At 72.6% G+C, this 17436-nt stretch carries 16 protein-coding genes; 7 read left to right on the top strand and 9 right to left on the bottom strand.

All coding sequences use genetic code 11. The features are described from left to right. Nucleotides 1-71: 71 nt before the first annotated feature. Entirely contained in the window at nucleotides 72-521 is a 450-nt protein-coding gene (locus ACBI99_RS25655) for an Rrf2 family transcriptional regulator (protein WP_219503311.1), read from the top strand. Between the two features lie 19 nt (nucleotides 522-540). Here ACBI99_RS25655 and ACBI99_RS25650 read toward each other — a convergent pair whose 3' ends face one another. Next, entirely contained in the window at nucleotides 541-1971 is a 1431-nt protein-coding gene (locus ACBI99_RS25650; RefSeq protein WP_375073680.1) for an MFS transporter, read from the bottom strand. 86 nt (nucleotides 1972-2057) lie between these two features. Here ACBI99_RS25650 and ACBI99_RS25645 point away from each other — a divergent pair, with 86 nt between their 5' ends. Continuing rightward, nucleotides 2058-2657, top strand: a complete 600-nt coding sequence (locus ACBI99_RS25645) for a TetR/AcrR family transcriptional regulator (protein WP_357585250.1) — start codon at nucleotides 2058-2060, stop codon at nucleotides 2655-2657. 9 nt (nucleotides 2658-2666) lie between these two features. After that, nucleotides 2667-3446: a DNA-formamidopyrimidine glycosylase family protein gene (locus ACBI99_RS25640; RefSeq protein WP_375073679.1), complete on the top strand. Its 780-nt coding sequence runs from the start codon at nucleotides 2667-2669 to the stop codon at nucleotides 3444-3446. On the opposite strand, the gene ACBI99_RS25635 is transcribed toward ACBI99_RS25640, so the two are convergent. The 6 genes from ACBI99_RS25635 to ACBI99_RS25610 all read right to left on the bottom strand — a co-directional run bounded on the left by ACBI99_RS25635 (nucleotide 3443) and on the right by ACBI99_RS25610 (nucleotide 9890). Continuing rightward, complete coding sequence (locus ACBI99_RS25635) at nucleotides 3443-3799, bottom strand: helix-turn-helix domain-containing protein (RefSeq protein ID WP_219503598.1); 357 nt, start codon at nucleotides 3797-3799, stop codon at nucleotides 3443-3445. The two genes, ACBI99_RS25640 and ACBI99_RS25635, sit on opposite strands and share 4 nt — an antisense overlap. Before the next feature lie 226 nt (nucleotides 3800-4025). Beyond that, the gene (locus ACBI99_RS25630; RefSeq protein ID WP_375073678.1) at nucleotides 4026-4517 is read right to left on the bottom strand and encodes a CinA family protein; all 492 of its coding nucleotides are present in this window, start codon (nucleotides 4515-4517) and stop codon (nucleotides 4026-4028) included. Nucleotides 4518-4521: 4 nt separating this feature from the next. After that, nucleotides 4522-5094 (bottom strand): CDP-diacylglycerol--glycerol-3-phosphate 3-phosphatidyltransferase, encoded by a 573-nt coding sequence (pgsA, locus tag ACBI99_RS25625; RefSeq protein ID WP_219503325.1) that lies wholly within the window; start codon nucleotides 5092-5094, stop codon nucleotides 4522-4524. Beyond that, nucleotides 5091-6497 (bottom strand): 30S ribosomal protein S12 methylthiotransferase RimO, encoded by a 1407-nt coding sequence (rimO, locus tag ACBI99_RS25620; protein ID WP_219503328.1) that lies wholly within the window; start codon nucleotides 6495-6497, stop codon nucleotides 5091-5093. The genes pgsA and rimO overlap by 4 nt, the downstream gene beginning before the upstream one ends. A 46-nt stretch (nucleotides 6498-6543) precedes the next feature. Then, nucleotides 6544-7308, bottom strand: coding sequence for a helix-turn-helix domain-containing protein (locus ACBI99_RS25615; RefSeq protein ID WP_219503330.1), 765 nt, complete (start codon nucleotides 7306-7308; stop codon nucleotides 6544-6546). Between the two features lie 77 nt (nucleotides 7309-7385). Continuing rightward, nucleotides 7386-9890 (bottom strand): DNA translocase FtsK, encoded by a 2505-nt coding sequence (locus tag ACBI99_RS25610; protein WP_219503332.1) that lies wholly within the window; start codon nucleotides 9888-9890, stop codon nucleotides 7386-7388. A 154-nt stretch (nucleotides 9891-10044) separates the two neighbouring features. Here ACBI99_RS25610 and ACBI99_RS25605 point away from each other — a divergent pair, with 154 nt between their 5' ends. Further along, nucleotides 10045-12483 (top strand): SpoIIE family protein phosphatase, encoded by a 2439-nt coding sequence (locus ACBI99_RS25605; protein ID WP_357585252.1) that lies wholly within the window; start codon nucleotides 10045-10047, stop codon nucleotides 12481-12483. Here ACBI99_RS25605 and ACBI99_RS25600 read toward each other — a convergent pair. Both ACBI99_RS25600 and ACBI99_RS25595 read right to left on the bottom strand, forming a co-directional pair. Continuing rightward, nucleotides 12465-13406 carry an aldose epimerase family protein gene (locus tag ACBI99_RS25600; RefSeq protein ID WP_375073677.1) on the bottom strand — a complete coding sequence of 314 codons (942 nt, stop codon included), beginning with the start codon at nucleotides 13404-13406 and terminating at the stop codon, nucleotides 12465-12467. The genes ACBI99_RS25605 and ACBI99_RS25600 overlap by 19 nt on opposite strands. After that, complete coding sequence (locus tag ACBI99_RS25595; RefSeq protein ID WP_219503343.1) at nucleotides 13403-14374, bottom strand: LacI family DNA-binding transcriptional regulator; 972 nt, start codon at nucleotides 14372-14374, stop codon at nucleotides 13403-13405. The genes ACBI99_RS25600 and ACBI99_RS25595 overlap by 4 nt, the downstream gene beginning before the upstream one ends. 224 nt (nucleotides 14375-14598) lie before the next feature. On the opposite strand from ACBI99_RS25595, the gene ACBI99_RS25590 reads away from it, so the two are divergent. From ACBI99_RS25590 to ACBI99_RS25580, 3 genes are read left to right on the top strand one after another with little or no spacing between them, the layout of a single operon-like run. Then, a complete protein-coding gene (locus tag ACBI99_RS25590; protein WP_219503346.1) occupies nucleotides 14599-15486 on the top strand; it encodes an NAD(P)-dependent oxidoreductase in 888 nt (295 codons plus the stop codon). Beyond that, complete coding sequence (locus ACBI99_RS25585) at nucleotides 15483-16385, top strand: 5-dehydro-4-deoxyglucarate dehydratase (RefSeq protein WP_219503349.1); 903 nt, start codon at nucleotides 15483-15485, stop codon at nucleotides 16383-16385. Before ACBI99_RS25590 ends, ACBI99_RS25585 begins: the two co-directional genes overlap by 4 nt. Continuing rightward, a complete protein-coding gene (locus ACBI99_RS25580; protein WP_375073676.1) occupies nucleotides 16382-17431 on the top strand; it encodes a mandelate racemase/muconate lactonizing enzyme family protein in 1050 nt (349 codons plus the stop codon). Before ACBI99_RS25585 ends, ACBI99_RS25580 begins: the two co-directional genes overlap by 4 nt. Nucleotides 17432-17436 lie beyond the last annotated feature (5 nt).

Here is a 17436-nt window from a genome sequence, read left to right as displayed (position 1 = left end):
GATACGTCCGACTGCCGGTTTTCGGCGACCTTGCGGCGAACCAGTGTTGACCAGGAGGGATAATCGAGAACATGCGCCTTTCCGCTCGTGTCGACTACGCCCTCCGCGCCGCCGCCGAACTCGCCGCTGCCGGTGCCGGCCCGACCACAGTGGGCGAGCTCGCCAAGGAGCAGGACATGCCGCCCAAGTACCTGGAGAACATCCTGCTGCAGATGCGCCGCGCCGGTCTCGTCCGTGGTCAGCGCGGCCCCGAGGGCGGCTACGTCCTGGCCCGGCCCGCCGCCGAGATCTCCCTGGCCGACGTCATCAGGGCCGTCGACGGCCCGCTCGCCAACGTCCGCGGCGAACGCCCGGAGCACGTCGGCTACCGGGGGCCCGCCGAATCCCTCCAGCAGGTGTGGATCGCCCTGCGCGCCACCGAGCGGGCCATCCTGGAGGAGGTCACGCTGGAGCAGGTCGCCACCGGCGCGCTGCCCGACCGCGTCCGCCAGCTCGCCTCCGACCCCGCCGCCTGGGACTGACTCGCCCGGCGGCGCCCCGTCAGCGGCCCAGCCTGGCCGCCGCCCAGAACAGCGCCAGCGCGGCCAGCTCGACGACGGCGGCCACGACCGGCAGCACGCCGCTGCCGTACGTCTCCAGGACCAGGCCGCCGAGCGCGCCACCGGCCGACACGCCGACGTAGACCGCGCTGCTGTTCAGCGCCAGCGCCTGCGGGCCCGCCGTGCCCGCCAGGGCGAGCAGGCGCGTCTGCGCGGGCGGCGGGATCCACCACGACACGCCCGCCCACACCAGCAGCACCGGCAGCAGCCACAGCAGCGCCACCGGCCGCAGGAACCAGCTCCCCACGAACACCGCCATCACCGCCGTGAACCCGCCGATCCCGGCCAGCAGCGCCCGGTCCGGCCCCCACCGGTCTGCGGCCCGCCCGCCGAGCATCCCCCCGGCCAGCCCCGCCACCCCCGCCAGCGCGAACACCCACCCCAGCTCCCTGGGCCCCGCCCCGGCCAGATCCCGCAGGAACGGCGCGAGGTAGGTCAGCAGCATCATGCTGCCGGTCACGATCGCCACCATCCCCAGCAACCCGAGCAGCACCCGCGGCCGCCCCAACGGCCGCACCCGCCCCCACACCCCTCCCCCGGAATCCCGCACACCCGCAGGCGCATCCGCACCCCCAGACCCAGAATCCCGCACGCCCGCAGACGCGAGGGCGGCCGACCCGGACGGAGAGTCGGAGGCGGACGCGCCCCCCGAGGCGGGAGCCGATGCAGAGGCGGACGCGGACCGGGAGGCTGCGGGGTCCCGGACAGTCCCGTAGCCCACGGCGGTCGCGTCGCCCGGGACGGACCCGGTGGCCGTACCGGTCGGGGTTTTGGGCTCGGGTTCGGTGGTCGGGTGGGTTTCTGCCGGTACGAGGTCGCGTACGTCGGGGAGGGTGCGGTGGACGGCGACGAGGGCGGCCAGCCCGAGCAGCCCGCCGAGGACGAACGTGGCCTGCCACCCGAACGCCCCGCCCACCCAGGTGCCGATGGGCACGCCGAGCACGAGGGACCCGGTGAGCCCGCCCATGACCAGCGCCAGATAGCGCCCCTGGTGGCCTTCGGGCGCGAGGGAGGCGGCGATGGCGTACGCGGCGGGCACGACGGCGGCGGCGGCCACGGCGGCGAGCACGCGCAGCCCCATGAGCACGGGATAGCTGCTGACCAGCGCGGACGCCCAGTTGGCGGCGACGAACAGCAGCAGCGCCCCGGTGATGAGCCGCCGCCGCGGCCAAGAGGCGGTGACCACGGAGGCGACCGGCGCGGTGAGCGCGAAGGCGAGCGAGAACGCGGTGACGAGCTGCCCGCCCGCCGCTTCGCTGACGCCGAGCCCGCCGGAGATGGCGGGCAGCACGCCGGCGATCACGTAGTCGTCGGTGGCGAACGCGAACGCGGTGAACGTCAGCGCGAGCAGCCACCCGGGCGCACGGAACACGAGGAGACCCCCTCAATAAAGGTAACAGTCGTTACCCAAGATAAGGTAACAGTCGTCACCCCATCGCCGTCAAAGGGGATTCGCCGATGGCCAGGACCGCCGACCCGGCCCGCCGCGCCGAGCTGCTCGACCAGATCGTGGACTACCTGGCGGGCCACGGCCTGTCCACGCTGTCCATGCGCCCGCTGGCCGAGCACCTGGGCAAGACCACGCGGGTGCTCACCCACCACTTCGCCGACAAGGAGGCCCTGCTGTCGGCCACGATGGAACGCCTGGACGAGCGCCACCGCGCCTGGCTGCGCGCCCAGCCCGGCCGGACCGGGGCCGACAGCGTGGGCACGATCATCCGCGCCACCTGGGACTGGCAGCTGCGCGAGGAGAACCTGCCGATCGCCCGCCTGGTCCACGAGATCGAGGGCCTGGCGGCGGGCGGCCGGCTGGCGGGGCAGGTGCCGAGGCTGCTGGCGGACCGGTCGGAGTTCGTGGCGGGCCTGCTGCGCGAGCGCGGCGTGCCGGAGCCCGACGCCGTGCGCATCTCGACGCTGGCCAACGCCGCCTACGCGGGACTGCAGGCCGACCTGCTCACGACGGGCGAGCGGGAGCGCGTGGAGCAGGCGCTCGACCAGCTCGTCACCCTGGTGGACGGGTGGGTCGCCGAAGCCGCCCAAGATCATCCCAAGGACTAGACTGGGGGCATGCCGGAAGGAGATGCCGTCTACCGTACGGCCGCGCGGCTGCGGGGAGCGCTCGACGGGCAGGTGCTGACCCGCTCCGACTTCCGGGTGCCCCGCCACGCCACCGCCGACCTGACGGGCCGGACGGTTCTGGAGACCGTCTCGCGCGGCAAGCACCTGCTGACCCGGATGGAGGGCGGCCTGACGGTCCACACCCACCTGCGGATGGACGGAAGCTGGCAGATCACGCCCGCGGGCCGGCGGGTCGCGGGCGGCGACCAGGTGCGGCTGGTGCTGGCCAACAGCCGGTGGCAGGCCGTGGGCGTGCGGCTGGGGATGGTCGACCTGCTGAAGACGGCGGAGGAGAGCCGGGTGGTCGGCCATCTGGGGCCCGACCTGCTGGGCGACGACTGGGATCCGGCCGAGGCCGTGCGGCGGCTGCGCCGCACCCCGGACGCGACCATCGGCGAGGCGCTGCTGGACCAGCGCAACCTCGCGGGCATCGGCACCATCTATCGGGCCGAGACGCTCTTCCTGCGCGGGATCTGGCCGTGGCGCCGGGTCGGGGACGTCGAGGATCTGGAGGGGGTCGTCACGCTCGCGCGGCGGCTGCTCGACGCGAACAAACTCCATGCGGGCACGGTGACCACAGGTGACCGCCGTCCGGCGAACCAGACCTGGGTCTACGGCAGGGCGGGCAGGCCCTGTCGTCGATGCGGCACCCGCATCAGCCGCGGGGAGATGGGGGCGCAGTCACAGGAGCGGCTGATCCTGTGGTGCGGCGGCTGCCAGCCGGGCTAGGCCGCCACCATGTCCTTGACTTCGGGGAAGACGGAATCGGAGATCGACCCGGGGACCGAATCGGCAAGGGGGATGCGCTCGTGCTCGGGGGCTTCGGCGAGCACAGGGGCAGCCTGGAGCTCCGCCAGCGCGAACTGGTCGGAAACCTCACGCAGCACCTGCGACAACGGCACTCCCAGTGCCCCGCAGATGGACGCGAGCAGCTCGGAGGATGCCTCTTTCTGGCCACGCTCGACCTCGGACAGATAGCCGAGCGAGACACGCGCCAGCGTGGAAACCTCGCGAAGTGTGCGTCCCTGCCGCACGCGCAGCCGCCTCAGCACATCACCGAGCAGCTGACGCAGCAGAATCATCTGTCGCTCCCTCCCCGGCGTGGATGTCTTCACCACGCCCCGCGCGATCGGATCGTGCCGCCCATTGTTCTTCTTCGCTTCGTACATACTCCTCGCCGTCATCATCGGGCGTCTCCGCCCCTGGGCCGCCGCTCGTGGCTCATCACTCACAGCTCCACCGTACCCGTATCAACCGACACCGCGTCAGACCGTGCCTCGCATGTTCGCTCGGGACGTAACACGGTAATCATCCGGAATGTTCCCCTTTATTGGCCCTCAGCACACTTGCCAGAAGATCGATGGCCTCGTCCACCGTCCCCTCTCTGATACGCGCCCGCTCCCCCGAAAGGCTCAACCGGCGCCCCCACACCTGACCATCGGGACCGCTGACCGCGACGTGGACCGTGCCGACCGGCTGCCCGTCCTGCGGCTCGGGCCCGGCCACCCCGGTCACCGCCAGCCCGTAGCGGGCCCCGCACACCCGGGCCGCCCCGGCCGCCATCGCCGCCGCCACGTCCGGATGCACCGCGCCCTCCCGCCGCAACAGCTCCGCCGGCACCCCCAGCAGCTCCTGCTTCAGCTCGGTCGCGTACGAGATCACCCCGCCCCTGAACACCCGCGACGCCCCCGGGACGGACGTGACCGCCGCCCCGATGAGCCCGCCGGTCAGCGACTCGGCCACCGCCAGCGTGGCCCCCTGCCGCACCAGCTCCGCCACGACCCCGGCGACGTCCGCCATGCTCTCACTCCCCGCGTGCCTGCCTGGCCACCTTGCGCAGCTTGACCGCCCTGATCACGTAATCGGCGCCGGTGCCCACGGTGACGACCAGGGCGGCCCCCATCACCGCCCAGCGCAGCGGGTCGGGCACGCCCGGCAGGATGTACAGGACGATCGCGGCGATCTGCAGGACCGTCTTGACCTTGCCGCCATAGCTGGCCGGGATCACCGCGTGCCGGATCAGCAGCAGCCTGAGCAGCGTGATGCCGAGCTCGCGGCCCAGGATCAGGATCGTCACCCACCATGGCAGCTCGCCCAGGATCGACAGGCAGACCAGCGCGGCGCCGGTCAGCGCCTTGTCCGCGATCGGATCGGCGATCTTGCCGAAGTCGGTGATGAGCCCGTAACGCCGGGCCAGCTCACCGTCGAGATGGTCGGTGAGCGAGGCCACCGCGAACACGGCCAGCGCGGCCAGCCGCCAGCCCGTGCCCGGCACGAAGAGACACACCACAAAAAAGGGGACGAGCGCCAACCGGAGGACCGTGAGGACGTTGGCGATGTTCCACGGGCTCACCACGCGGCGCTCGTCCCTGGTCATGGACCGGCCTTGATCCGCGCGATGAGATCGACGCCCTCGGCGTCGACCACGACCGCGCGGACGATCTGCCCCTTGACCAGACCGATGCCCTGAACCGTGACCGAACCGTCGACCTCGGGCCCCTGGTGGGCGGCCCGTCCCTCATAGCCGCCGTCGCCCAGGTCCTCGTCGATGAGCACGTCGACCTCGGTGCCGATGCGCTCCTCGGCCCGCTGGGAGGTGAGCTCCTCGGCCAGCTCGGTGAGCACGCGGACGCGCTCGTCGATGACCTCCTGGTCGAGCTTGCCGTCGAAGCCGGCCGCCTCGGTGCCGTCCTCGTCGGAGTAACCGAACACGCCGATCACGTCGAGCCTGGCCTGCTCCAGGAAGGAGACCAGCTCGCCGAACTCCTCCTCCGTCTCGCCGGGGAAGCCGACGATGAAGTTGGAGCGCACACCGGCCTCGGGGGCCCGCTCGCGGATCGTCTCCAGCAGCCCGAGGAAGCGCTCGGGGTCGCCGAAGCGGCGCATCCGGCGCAGCACCGGCCCGCTGGCGTGCTGGAAGGACAGGTCGAAGTAGGCGGCGACGCCCTCGGTGCCGGCGAGCACGTCGATGAGCCCCGGCCGGAGCTCGGCCGGCTGCAGGTAGCTCGCCCGCACCCGGTCGACGCCCTCGACCGCGGCCAGGCGCGGCAGCAGCTTCTCCAGCGCCCGCAGGTCGCCGAGGTCCTTGCCGTAGGAGGTGGAGTTCTCGCTCACGAGGACGAGCTCGCGGACGCCGCGGTGGGCGAGCCAGTCGGCCTCGGCCACCAGCTCGTCGGGGTCGCGGGACACGTACGCCCCCCGAAAGGCCGGGATGGCGCAGAACGTGCAGCGCCGGTCGCAGCCGGAGGCGAGCTTGAGCGAGGCCACCGGGCTCTCGTCGAGCCGCTTGCGCAGCACGCGGGGGCCGCTGGCGGGAGCCACCCCGGAGGGCAGATCGCCGTGGCCGGGGATGGAGGATCGGGACCCGGCGCGCTCGACGGGTGAGATGGGCAACAGGGTGCGGCGGTCGCGCGGCGAGTGCGGGACGAGCCGCCTGCCTGCGATGACGTCGTCGAGGCGGCCACCGATGTCGGCGTAGTCGTCGAAGGAGATGACCGCACTGGCCTCGGGCAGCGCCTCGGCGAGCTCGTTGCCGTAGCGCTCGGCCATGCAGCCCGCGGCGACCACTTTGGCCCCCGAGTCCGCGGCGGCCAGCAGTGTGTCGATGGAGTCCTTCTTCGCCGAGTCGATGAAGCCGCACGTGTTGACGACGACGACATCGGGGTCGTCGTCGCCGAGCTGCCAACCGGCAGCCTCAAGTCGCGCGGCGAGCTCCTCGGAGTCGACCTCGTTGCGCGCGCAGCCCAGGGTGATCAGCGATGCGGTTCGGCGGGATGACATGGTGAACACTACGGTATCGGGAGTTGGCCACCACCCGATGCAGGGGCTACCTGGCTCGCGGCTTCCCAGGCCCGAACGAGCGGCGCACGACCTCCCCCCGGTCGCCGATCCGGCCCAGCTCCTTGCCGTTGACCTGCAGTGACACCGCGCCCGCGTCGGCCAGCAGCAGATTGACCTTCGAGGCGGCCCGCCAGGTCGAGCTCGCGCCCGCCTTGAGCGTGCCGGAGAAGAGCTTGCGACCCTGCGCGTCGTGCACGTTGAGGTAGGACGAGCGCTTGGCCTTGACCTTGACCACGACCAGGTCGCCCTTGGCGATGGCCATCGCCTGGCGCGGCGGCCTGGCCGGCGCCTCGGTGAAGGGCCGGTTGGGCGGCACGCTCGGCGCCGACGTGGCGTGCTGGACCCCGGCCGAGCGGACCCGGTCGGACTCGCCGCCCATCACCCGCACCACGCCGAACACCACGACCACGGCCAGCGCCACGCCCAGCGCGGTCGTCCAGCTCGGGCCGCGCCGCTCGCCCAGCCGGACGCCGCGGTCGGCCCGGAAGACGTCAGAGGCCCGGACCGGCGGCGGCGCACCGCCGTGCTGCTGGTCGTAGAGGTGGACGACCGCCTCCGGGTCCAGGCCCACCGCCTTGGCGATCGCCTTGACGTGCCCCCGGGTGTAGAAGTCGTTCTCCGCGGGGTCGTCCCGTTCGATCGCCTGAATGATCACTTCGCGGATGCGCGTGTTCGCGCTCAGCTGCGCGACCGTCAGGCCCGCCGCCTCCCTGGCGGCCGCCAACATGGCACCCGTGCTCTGTTCCTGCATCGCAAACGCCTCCCGACCACAACGGAGCGTAGTCAGATATATTCAACCAGCTACGCTCCGGGAAACGTGCATTGGGGTCATTCGCCACGCAGGTCGGCTAGCAATCCGGGCAGATCATCCGGTTTCACCAGCACCTCGCGGGCCTTCGACCCCTCGCTCGGGCCGACCACGTTGCGGCTTTCGAGCAGGTCCATCAGCCGCCCCGCCTTGGCGAAGCCGACGCGCAGCTTGCGCTGGAGCATCGACGTGGAGCCGAACTGCGTGGTCACGATCAGCTCGGCCGCCTGGATCAGCAGGTCGAGGTCGTCGCCGATCTCCTCGTCGATCTCCCGCTTGACCGGCGCGGCGGCCACGTCGTCGCGGTATTCGACCTGCATCTGCGTCTTGCAGTGCGCGACGATCTCGGCGATCTCCTTCTCCGAGACGAACGCGTTCTGGATGCGGATCGGCTTGCTGGCTCCCATCGGCAGGAACAGTGCGTCACCCTGGCCGACCAGCTTGTCGGCGCCCGGCTGGTCGAGGATGACGCGGGAGTCGGTCAGCGACGACACCGCGAACGCCAGCCGCGACGGCACGTTGGCCTTGATGAGCCCGGTGACCACGTCGACCGAGGGCCGCTGGGTGGCGATCACCAGGTGGATGCCGGCGGCGCGGGCGAGCTGGGTGATGCGCACGATCGAGTCCTCGACGTCGCGCGGCGCCACCATCATGAGGTCGGCCAGCTCGTCCACGATCACCAGCAGGTACGGGTACGGCTGGTAGACGCGCTCGCTGCCGGGCGGCGGCTGCAGCTTGCCGGCCCGCACGGCCTCGTTGAACTCGTTGACGTGCCGGAACCCGCTGGCGGCCAGGTCGTCGTAGCGCCGGTCCATCTCGCCCACGACCCATTCGAGGGCCTCGGCGGCCTTCTTCGGGTTGGTGATGATGGGCGTGATCAGGTGGGGGATGCCCTCGTACACGCTGAGCTCGACCCGCTTGGGGTCGACGAGCACCATGCGCACCTCGTCCGGGGTGGCCCGCATCAGGATCGACGTGATGAGGCCGTTGACGCAGACGGACTTGCCCGCGCCGGTGGCGCCCGCGATGAGCAGGTGGGGCATCTTGGCCAGGTTGGCGACGATCGTGCGGCCCTCGACGTCCTTGCCGAGCCCGACGATCATCGGGTGGTGGTCGGCCTGCGCCACCTGCGAGCGCAGCACGTCGCCCAGGGCCACCAGGTCCTTGTCGGCGTTGGGGATCTCCACGCCGATCGCCGACTTGCCGGGGATCGGCGACAGGATGCGCACGTCGGCGGACTTGACGGCGTAGGCGATGTTCTTGGTGAGCGCGGTGACCTTCTCGACCTTGACCGCCGGGCCCAGCTCGATCTCGTAGCGGGTCACGGTCGGGCCGCGGGTGAAGCCGATCACCTGGGCGTCGATGGCGAACTGCTCCAGCACGCTGGTCAGCGCGTTGACGACGACGGTGTTGGCCTTGGTCTGCGGCTTTGGCGCGCTGCCCGGCTTGAGGAACTTGAGGTCGGGCAGGTGGTAGGGGCCCGCCTGCGGGGAGAGAACGAGCTGCTCGACCTTGCGCGGCGCGGGCGTCGGCTCCGGCGGCTCGGGCTGTTTCCTGGCCGGGGCCGGCGGCTCCTCGTCCTCCTCCGTGAGGCCGGGCACGATCTCCGGCGAGTGCTCGCCCCGCTTGTCCTTCTCCGCGATGACGGGCGTGTCGTACGGCTTGACGAGGTCTTCCGGGTTGGCGGCGGGCTTCTTGACGCGTTTCTTCGGCGCCGTGGCGGGGGCGCCCTCGCCGCCCTGCCGCTCGAACAGCATGTGCCGCAGCTCGGCCAGCCGCTCCGGGATGCGGTGCACCGGCGTCGCCGTGATCACCAGCACGCCGAACCCCGACAGGAGCAGCAGCAGCGGGATCGTGATCCACGACGGCAGGATGCTCATCGGCGGCGCCGACACGATGAAGCCGACCATGCCGCCCGCCTGGGACACCTTGTCCATCGTGTTGTTCGCGTCGCCCGCCGGGTACGGGGTGCCGTTGGCGACGTGGATGACGCCGAGGATGCCGACGAGCAGCGCGCTCCACCCGATCACCATGCGGCCGGTGTCGGCGTTCTGGTCGGGGTGGCGCAGGTAGCGCCAGGCCAGCAGGCCGAGCAGCAGCGGCATGGCCCACGCCAGCGACCCGAACACCGCGTGGACCACGGTGTTGACCGCCTGGGATACGCCGCTGCCGGTGTCGCGCCAGGTCATCGCGGCCAGCACGATCGCGCCCGCCAGCACGGCCAGGCCCACGCCGTCGCGCCGGTGCGCCGGGTCGAGCTCGCGGGCGTTCTTGCCGAGCGCCCGCGCGGTGCTGCCGATGCCGTTGGCCAGCAGCATCCACAGCCCGACCACGAGCTTGCCGATCATGGTGAAGACCCAGCTGATCGGGTCCTGGTGGGTCATCGAGCCCTTGCGGGCCGGCGTCGAAGCCTTGGCCCGGGACCGTCCCGCCGAACCTGCGCTCCGCTTGGCGGGGGTCGAGCGAGACGGGGCCGACCGCTTCGCCGGTCCCTTCGATGCGCTTTTCGGCGTACGGGTGGCCATGATGCCAAAGGTACGTCGGAGCCCCGGCGAAATCACCGTGACTCGCCGGTGTCCCCGCGAAACCCTTCTTCGTAACTCGCCGTTCCCGAGCCGTTCAGTCTGCCACTCTGAGAGTGACCGAACTGCCACATCGAGTGATGTTCTAGGACGCACAGTGGACGCGACGCAGGTGTCGAGCACTTCCTTCGACGGCACTCCCCATGCCCCGGCAGCCGCGCGGCGGTTCGTTCGCCAGGTGCTCGGCGAGTGGCGCCTGACCCATCTGACCGAGGACGCCGTGCTGCTGACCAGCGAGCTCGTCACGAACGCCGTGGTGCACGCCGGCACCGGCATCGAGCTCACCTGCCGGCTCGACGCCGACGCCGCGCCGGCCAAGCTGGAGATCGAGGTCGACGACCACGACCCCGGGCGGGCGATCCTGGCCGAGCGTCCGCCGTCCGAGCCGATGTCCACGCACGGCCGCGGGCTCGCGCTGGCGGGCATGCTGGCCGACGCCTGGGGCGTCACCTACACCCGCACGGCCAAGCGCGTGTGGGTGCGCATGGAGTTCGCGGGCGCGTCCGACAGCCCGGCGCCCGCTCCCCCGCCGCCGGCGGCCGGGCTCGACCGGCTGCGCGTCGCCGTGCTCGTCGCCGACGCCGCCGGCCGCGTCATCGCGTGGAACTCCGACGCCCGCACCCTGCTCGGCTGGACCGCCGAGCAGGCCGTCGGCAGGCCCCTGGCCGACCTGGTCGCCTGGCGCGGCTCAGGCCCGTACGCGCTGCCGCTGGCCGACACGCTGGCGCTGGGCCGCTGGCGGGGCGAGGCGCGGATGCGGCACCGCGACGGCCGCACGGTCCGCGTGTACGTGTCGCACCTGCGCACGGGCGGGCGCGCCGAGGACCGGCGGTCGATCTGGATGGTGACGAGCTGGGAGCACGGGTTCGTGCTGGCCGCGCCGCCCGCGCCGGTGCGCCGGGAGGCGGGCAGGCGGATCAAGGACCTGCTCGACCGCGACCGTCCGCTGGCCGAGCTGCTCGACACGATCGCGCAGATCGTGCACCTGTCGAGCGGCGGCGAGGCCACGTACGTGCTGCTGCGCGCCGAGAGCGGCAACCGGTTGGGGGTCGCGGCGGGCGTGGGCGACACGGCGGGGGTGGTGGGCGTGCCGGCGGCGGGCGTGTTCGCGCCCGACCGCACGGCCCCGGCGGTGCTGGAGGACCTGCTGGCGGTCGACGTGGAGCTGGCCCAGCAGTTGCGGGCCAGGTCACTGGCGTGCGCGCCGCTGGTGGCCGGGGGCGAGGTGATCGGGCACCTGGCGGTGACCTCGGCCGCCCCCGGCCGCTTCGACCACGACCTCACTGTCAGCCTGCGCCACATCGCCGACCAGGTGGCGGTCACCGTGCAGCGCGAGCGGCTGGCCGAGCAGGACCGGGCGCACCGGGGCCGCCTCGCCTTCCTGGCCGAGGCGGGCGAGCTGCTGGCGGGCGTGCACGACGAGGAGGTGATCGCGGCGCTGTCCGCGCAGCTCGTGGTGCCGAAGATCGCCACCTGGGCGGCGGTCTACCTGACGGACCTGGCCGGGATGACGCGGCTGGCCCACGTGTGGCACAGCGAGGAGCGGCACAACGCCGGCCTGCGCAAGTCGCTGCCGGCCATCCCCGGCACGCCGCTGGCCGAGGTGGCCTGGCCGGTCGGCCAGGAGGCGGTGCTGTCGTTCCCGCTGATGACGCAGGGCAACGCGCACGGCGCGCTGGTGATCGGGCGCCAGGAGCCGACGCTGCCGCTGGAGCTGGCCGACCTGCTGGCCGACCTGTGCCGGCTGATCGCGCTCAACCTGCACACGGCCATGCTCTACACCCGGCAGGCGACCACGTCGCGGGTGCTGCAGCGCAGCCTGCTGCCGATGCGGGTGGCGCCGATGCCGGGCCTGGAGTCGGCCATCGTCTACGAGCCCGCCGGGGAGGGCGCGGACGTCGGCGGCGACTTCTACGACCTGTTCACGGTGGCCGGCCACTGGTGCTTCGCGCTGGGCGACGTGTGCGGCAGCGGGCCGGAGGCCGCCGCGGTGACGGGGCTGGCCCGGCACGCGGTGCGGCTGCTGGCCAAGGAGAACTACACGGTGGCCGACATCCTCGACCGGCTCAACCAGCGGGTGCTGGAGGAGGGCGAGGACGGCCGCTTCCTCAGCCTGCTGTGCGGCGAGCTGACACCGCTGCCGGGCGGCGGCGCGCTGTGCACGGTCGCCTCGGCCGGGCACGTGCCGCCGCTGCTGCTGCGCGCCGACGGCCGGGTCGAGACGGTGGCGACGCCGCAGCTCCTGCTGGGGGTCGAGGACGGCGCCCGGTTCAGCGTGGAGTCGTTCGAGCTGGCGCCCGGCGAGGTGCTGCTGTGCGTCACCGACGGCGTGACCGAGCGGCGCAGCGGCCTGCGGCTGCTGGACGACGACGACGGCCTGGCGCGGCTGCTGGCGGGCTGCGCGGGGCTGAGCGCGCACGCGGTGGCCGACCGGGTGCGGCAGGCGGTCGAGTCCTTCGCCGACCACCCGTCGCGCGACGACGTGGCGCTGCTCGTGCTGCGGGCGCTGCCCGCGCGTCAGGCGGGGAAGGCGTAGGTGGTGGAGGAGGCGTGGCGCTCGCCCGGTCTGAGCACGGTCGAGGGGAAGCCCGGCTGGTTGGGCGAGTCGGGGAAGTGCTGGGTCTCCAGGCACAGCCCGGCGTGCGGGCCGAACGGGGTGGCGACGCCGTCGAGCATGCCGCCCGCGTAGAACTGCACGCCCGGCTCGGTGGTCGTGACCTCCATCGTGCGCCCGCTGACCGGCTCGACCACGGTGACGCCGCCGTCGAGGACGTAGCAGTGGTCGTACGCGCCGCCGAACCGCTCCCCCACCGCGTGGGGCGTGGTGAAGTCGAAGACGGTGCCCTTGACCGGGGCCCGCTCGCCGGTGGGGATCTTGCCGTCGTCGACCGGCAGGTAGTGGTCGGCGGCGATGCGCACCACGTGGCCGAGCACGTCGCCGCCGCCCGCGAGGTTGAAGTAGGAGTGGTTGGTCAGGTTGAGCACCGTGGGGGCGTCGGTCTCGGCCGCGTAGTCGAGGCGGAGCGCGTCGCCGTCGAGCGTGTAGGTGACCGAGGCGGTCAGCGTGCCGGGGTAGCCCTGGTCGCCGTCGGGGCTGGTCAGCGTGAGCGTGATGGACGAGCCGGTGACGTCGGCGACGGTCCAGGCCCGGCGGTCGAAGCCGTCGGCGCCGCCGTGCAGGCTGTTGGGGCCGTTGTTGACGGGCAGCGTGTGCTCGGTGCCGTCGAGGGTGAAGCGGCCGCGGGCGATGCGGTTGCCGTAGCGGCCGACGACGGCGCCGAAGTAGCGGCTGCGGGTCAGGTAGTCGTCGAGCGTCGGGAGGCCGAGCACCACGTTGACGCCCGACACCTCAAGCGTTTGCAGGATCGCGCCGTAGCTGAGCACCGCCGCGCGCAGGCGCCCCGACGACAGCACGTGGCGCTCGACGGGCTCCCCCGACGGCAGCGTTCCGAAGATCATGAGTGGGTCTCTCCCGTTGACTCGCGGACGATCAGGCTGGTCTCCAGCACGGTGACGCCGCCGGTCGAGTCGGAGTCGACCGACTGAAGCAGCATGTCCACGGCGATCCGGCCCGCTGCGGCGGTGGGCATGGCGATCGTGGTGAGCTTGGGGCGGCTCAGCCGGCCGGGGACGATGTCGTCGACGCCGATCACGCTGATGTCGCCCGGCACGGCGATCCCGCGCTCGGCCAGGCCCTCCATGAGCCCGATCGCGACCAGGTCGTTGTAGGCGAGCACGCCGGTCGCGCCGGAGGCGATCACGTCGGTGACCGCGGCGAGGCCGCCGAGCTCGGTGGGTGGGTTGGGGCCGAGGAAGGTGACGTCGGCCTCGCTCATCGCGGCCGCCGCGGACTGCATCTCCTTGCTGGTCCACGACCCGCTCGGCCCGGTGACCAGGGCGAGCCTGCGGTGGCCGAGGCCGGTCAGGTGCTCGACGGCCAGCCGGACGCCGCGCCCGACGTCCATCAGGACCGTCGGCATGCCCTTGACCCGCCGGTTGACCACGACGAACGGCACCTCTTCGCGCAGCCGCTCGATCGTCCGGTTGGTCAGGCGGGGGCTGCACAGCAGCACGCCGTCGACCTGCTTGGTCAGGGTCTGGATGAGCTCTTCCTCGACCTGCGGGTCCTCGTCGGTGTCGGCGACGAACACGTGGTAGTCGCGGAGCCTGGCCTGCGCCTGCGCGGCCTTGATCAGCGGCGGGAAGAACGGGTTGGCGATGTCGGCCACGATGAGGCCGATGTTGTGGGTGCGCCCGGTGGTCAGCGCCCGCGCGGCCCGGTTGGGCCGGTAGCCGAGGTCCTCGGCGATGGCGAGCACCCGGGTGCGCGTCGCGGGGTTGACCAGATGGGGCGCGGAGAATGCGCGCGACACCGTGGAGACGTGCACGCCCGACGCCTCCGCCACGTCACGAATCGTCACCGCCACGCTAGGCCTCCGTGCATGCCCTGTACATTAATGCAAGCGCTTGTATCGCTGTCAATGGACTTCGAGAGCCTCTGCCAGAGCGCCAATGCCCACCATACCGGTTATACGGGCGTCGGCGCCCGTGTGAGCGGGGACCGTACGGCTTGACGTTCTCCCGACCCCGCCTCGATACTTTTTGCAACCGGTTGCGGTATTCGAGCCCCTTGCGGGAAGGTGAGCGAGCGATGACACGAACACTGGTGACGGGCAGCGCCGGAAGGCTCGGCCGCAGCCTCGTCACCACCCTGGCGCAGGCCGGTCACGAGGTGATCGGCGTCGACGTCACCGCCGGCACGCCCGACGAGGCCGCCGCCGTCCTGCCCGCCGACCTGACCGACCTGGGTGAGGCCTACGACGTGCTCACGCGCTTCCGGCCCGACGTCGTCGTGCACCTGGCGGCCATCGCGACCCCGTTCAGCCGGACCGACGGCGTCACCTTCCGCACGAACACCGAGCTGGCGTTCAACGTGTGCGCGGCGGCGAGCGCCACCGGCGTGGGCCGGGTCGTGGTGGCCAGCAGCCCCACCGTGATCGGCTACGGCGCCCCCTCCGGCTGGACGCCCGACTACCTGCCGATCGACGAGGACCACCCGCCCCGGCCGTGGAACTCCTACAGCCTGTCCAAGCTGGTCGCCGAGCAGACGATGGCGGCCTTCGCGCGCTGTTCCGACACCCGCTTCGCGGCGGTGCGGCCCTGCTTCGTCGTCGCCCCCGAAGAGTGGGCGGGCGCGCCGACCCAGTCGGGCCACACGATCGCCGAACGCCTCGACCGGCCGGAGATCGCCGGCGTCTCCCTGTTCAACTACATCGACGCCAGGGACGCCTCCGACATGATCTCGGTGCTCGTCGACAAGCTGCCCGGCCTGCCCAACGGCGAGGTGTTCTTCGCGGGCGCCGCCGACGCGCTGGCCCGCGACCCCCTCGCCGACCTGCTTCCCGCCGTCATGCCCGCCACCAGGGCCGCGGCGATCCACCTGACCGGCACCCGTCCCGCCTTCACCTCGGCCAAGGCCGAACGCATGCTCGGCTGGACGGCCAAGCGCAGCTGGCGCACCGAACTGGAGATCGGATGAACCTCACCGGAGTCCTCTTCTTCCCCGTCACCCCGTTCACCGCGGCCGGGGAGCTGGCCGAGGACGTGCTGGCCGAGCACATCGGCCGGGGCCTCGAACACCATCCGGGGGCGGTGTTCGCGGCCTGCGGCACGGGCGAGTTCCCGGCCCTGTCGGAGGCCGAGCACGCGGCGGCCGTCCGGGTGGCGGTCAAGACCGCGCGCGGCCGGGTCCCGGTGTTCGCGGGCGCGGGCGGCCCGCTCGGCTCGGCGCTCGCCCAGGCCAGGGCGGCCCGCGACGCCGGCGCCGACGGCCTGTTGCTCATGCCGCCGTACCTGATGAAGGGCACGCCCGAGGGCTTCCTCGCCTACGTGCGCGAGGTCGCGGCGATCCTGCCGACGGTGATCTACCAGCGCGGCTCGGTCGTCCCGACGCCCGAGCAGGCGGTCGAGCTGGCGCGCGTCCCCGGCGTGATCGGGCTCAAGGACGGCCTGGGCGACATCGACCTCATCCAGCGCACGGTCCTGGCCGTGCGCCGGGAGGTGGGCGACGGCTTCATGTTCTTCAACGGCCTGCCGACCGCCGAGCTGACCATGGGCGCCTACCGCGGCATCGGCGTCGAGCTCTACTCCTCCGCCGTGTTCGCGTTCGCGCCCGACATCGCCACCGCGTTCCTGAACGGCGCCGACCGGCTGCTCACCGAGTTCTACGAGCCTCTGGTACGGCTGCGGTCCAAGGCCCCCGGTTACGCGGTGTCCCTGGTCAAGGCCGGGGTGCGGCTCGGCGGGCTGGACGCCGGGCCGGTGCGCCCGCCGCTGACCGACGCCGCGCCCGAGGACGTGGCCGAGCTGGCCAGGCTGATCGAGCACGCGCGGTCGATCCAGCAGGGGCGGTCGATCGAGCAAGGGCGGGCGCTGTGATCCGCGACCTCAGGGTCACCCCGCGGACGGTCGCGCTGCGCCGGCCGTGGGGCCCGGACGTGCCCGCCAACCACGTCCTGGTCGTCGAGGTGACGCTGGCCGACGGCCGGACCGGCACCGGGTTCTCCTGGACGCCGCAGATCGGCGCGAAGGCCGTCCAGGCCCTGCTGGAGCACGACGTCCGCGACGCGCTCATCGGCCTGGACCCGCACCCGGAGGTGGTGTGGGACCGGCTCTGGCGGCACCTGCGCGAGGCCGGGCCCGGCGGCGTCACCACGGTGGCGCTGGCCGGGGTGGACCTGGCGCTGTGGGACCTGCGGTGCGGCGAGCGCGGCCTGGCCGACGTGCTGGGCCGGCGGCGTGACAGCGTGCCCGTCTACGGCAGCGGCGTCAACCTGCACTACACGCTGGACGAGCTGGTCGCCCAGGCCGAACGCTGGAAGTCCGCCGGGCACCCCGGCGTCAAGATCAAGGTGGGCCGCCCCGACCTGCGCGAGGACGTCGAACGGGTGGCGGCGGTCCGCGAGGTCGTCGGGCCGGACACGCTGCTCATGATCGACGCCAACCAGCGCTGGGACCTGCACCGGGCCAGACGCGCCGCCGACGCGCTGGCCCCGTACGGGCTGCACTGGCTGGAGGAGCCGCTGCCCGCCGACGACGTGGCCGCGCACGTGGAGCTGCGCCGGTCCGTCGGCGTGCCGATCGCCGTGGGCGAGAACGTCTACACCGTCTACGGCTTCCGCGACCTGCTCGCGGCCGGGGCCTGCGACGTCGTGCAGCCGAACGTCGTCCGGGTGGGCGGCATCACGCCGTTCCTGCGCATCGCGGAGCTGGCGCGGGCCTACGACGTGCCCGTCCACCCCCACCTGCTGCCCGACCTGTCCGGGCAGCTCGCGCTCGCGCTGCCGCTGCCGTGCATGGCCGAGGTCGTCGAGGACGCCTCGTTCGCCGCGCTCGGGCTGCTGGCCGAGCCGTACCCTGTCGAGGTGTCCGGCGCGGAGCTGCGCGCCGGCGGGCACCGGGGGCTCGGCCTCCGCTGGAGGTGACGATC

It is taken from the genome of Nonomuraea sp. ATR24 (assembly GCF_041950485.1).
In the GTDB taxonomy this organism is placed as follows: domain Bacteria; phylum Actinomycetota; class Actinomycetes; order Streptosporangiales; family Streptosporangiaceae; genus Nonomuraea; species Nonomuraea ceibae.
The sequence above is the reverse complement of the archived record's forward strand: the minus strand, read 5'-3'. Positions and strand labels throughout refer to the sequence as shown.

What these genes read in the sequence shown, in the direction of transcription:
- ACBI99_RS25655 (WP_219503311.1), top strand. Translation starts at nt 72, where the DNA reads ATGCGCCTTTCCGCTCGTGTCGACTACGCCCTCCGCGCCGCCGCCGAA.
- ACBI99_RS25645 (WP_357585250.1), top strand. Translation starts at nt 2,058, where the DNA reads ATGGCCAGGACCGCCGACCCGGCCCGCCGCGCCGAGCTGCTCGACCAG.
- ACBI99_RS25640 (WP_375073679.1), top strand. Translation starts at nt 2,667, where the DNA reads ATGCCGGAAGGAGATGCCGTCTACCGTACGGCCGCGCGGCTGCGGGGA.
- ACBI99_RS25635 (WP_219503598.1), bottom strand. Translation starts at nt 3,799, where the DNA reads ATGATTCTGCTGCGTCAGCTGCTCGGTGATGTGCTGAGGCGGCTGCGC.
- ACBI99_RS25630 (WP_375073678.1), bottom strand. Translation starts at nt 4,517, where the DNA reads ATGGCGGACGTCGCCGGGGTCGTGGCGGAGCTGGTGCGGCAGGGGGCC.
- pgsA (WP_219503325.1), bottom strand. Translation starts at nt 5,094, where the DNA reads ATGACCAGGGACGAGCGCCGCGTGGTGAGCCCGTGGAACATCGCCAAC.
- rimO (WP_219503328.1), bottom strand. Translation starts at nt 6,497, where the DNA reads ATGTCATCCCGCCGAACCGCATCGCTGATCACCCTGGGCTGCGCGCGC.
- ACBI99_RS25615 (WP_219503330.1), bottom strand. Translation starts at nt 7,308, where the DNA reads ATGCAGGAACAGAGCACGGGTGCCATGTTGGCGGCCGCCAGGGAGGCG.
- ACBI99_RS25610 (WP_219503332.1), bottom strand. Translation starts at nt 9,890, where the DNA reads ATGGCCACCCGTACGCCGAAAAGCGCATCGAAGGGACCGGCGAAGCGG.
- ACBI99_RS25600 (WP_375073677.1), bottom strand. Translation starts at nt 13,406, where the DNA reads ATGATCTTCGGAACGCTGCCGTCGGGGGAGCCCGTCGAGCGCCACGTG.
- ACBI99_RS25590 (WP_219503346.1), top strand. Translation starts at nt 14,599, where the DNA reads ATGACACGAACACTGGTGACGGGCAGCGCCGGAAGGCTCGGCCGCAGC.
- ACBI99_RS25585 (WP_219503349.1), top strand. Translation starts at nt 15,483, where the DNA reads ATGAACCTCACCGGAGTCCTCTTCTTCCCCGTCACCCCGTTCACCGCG.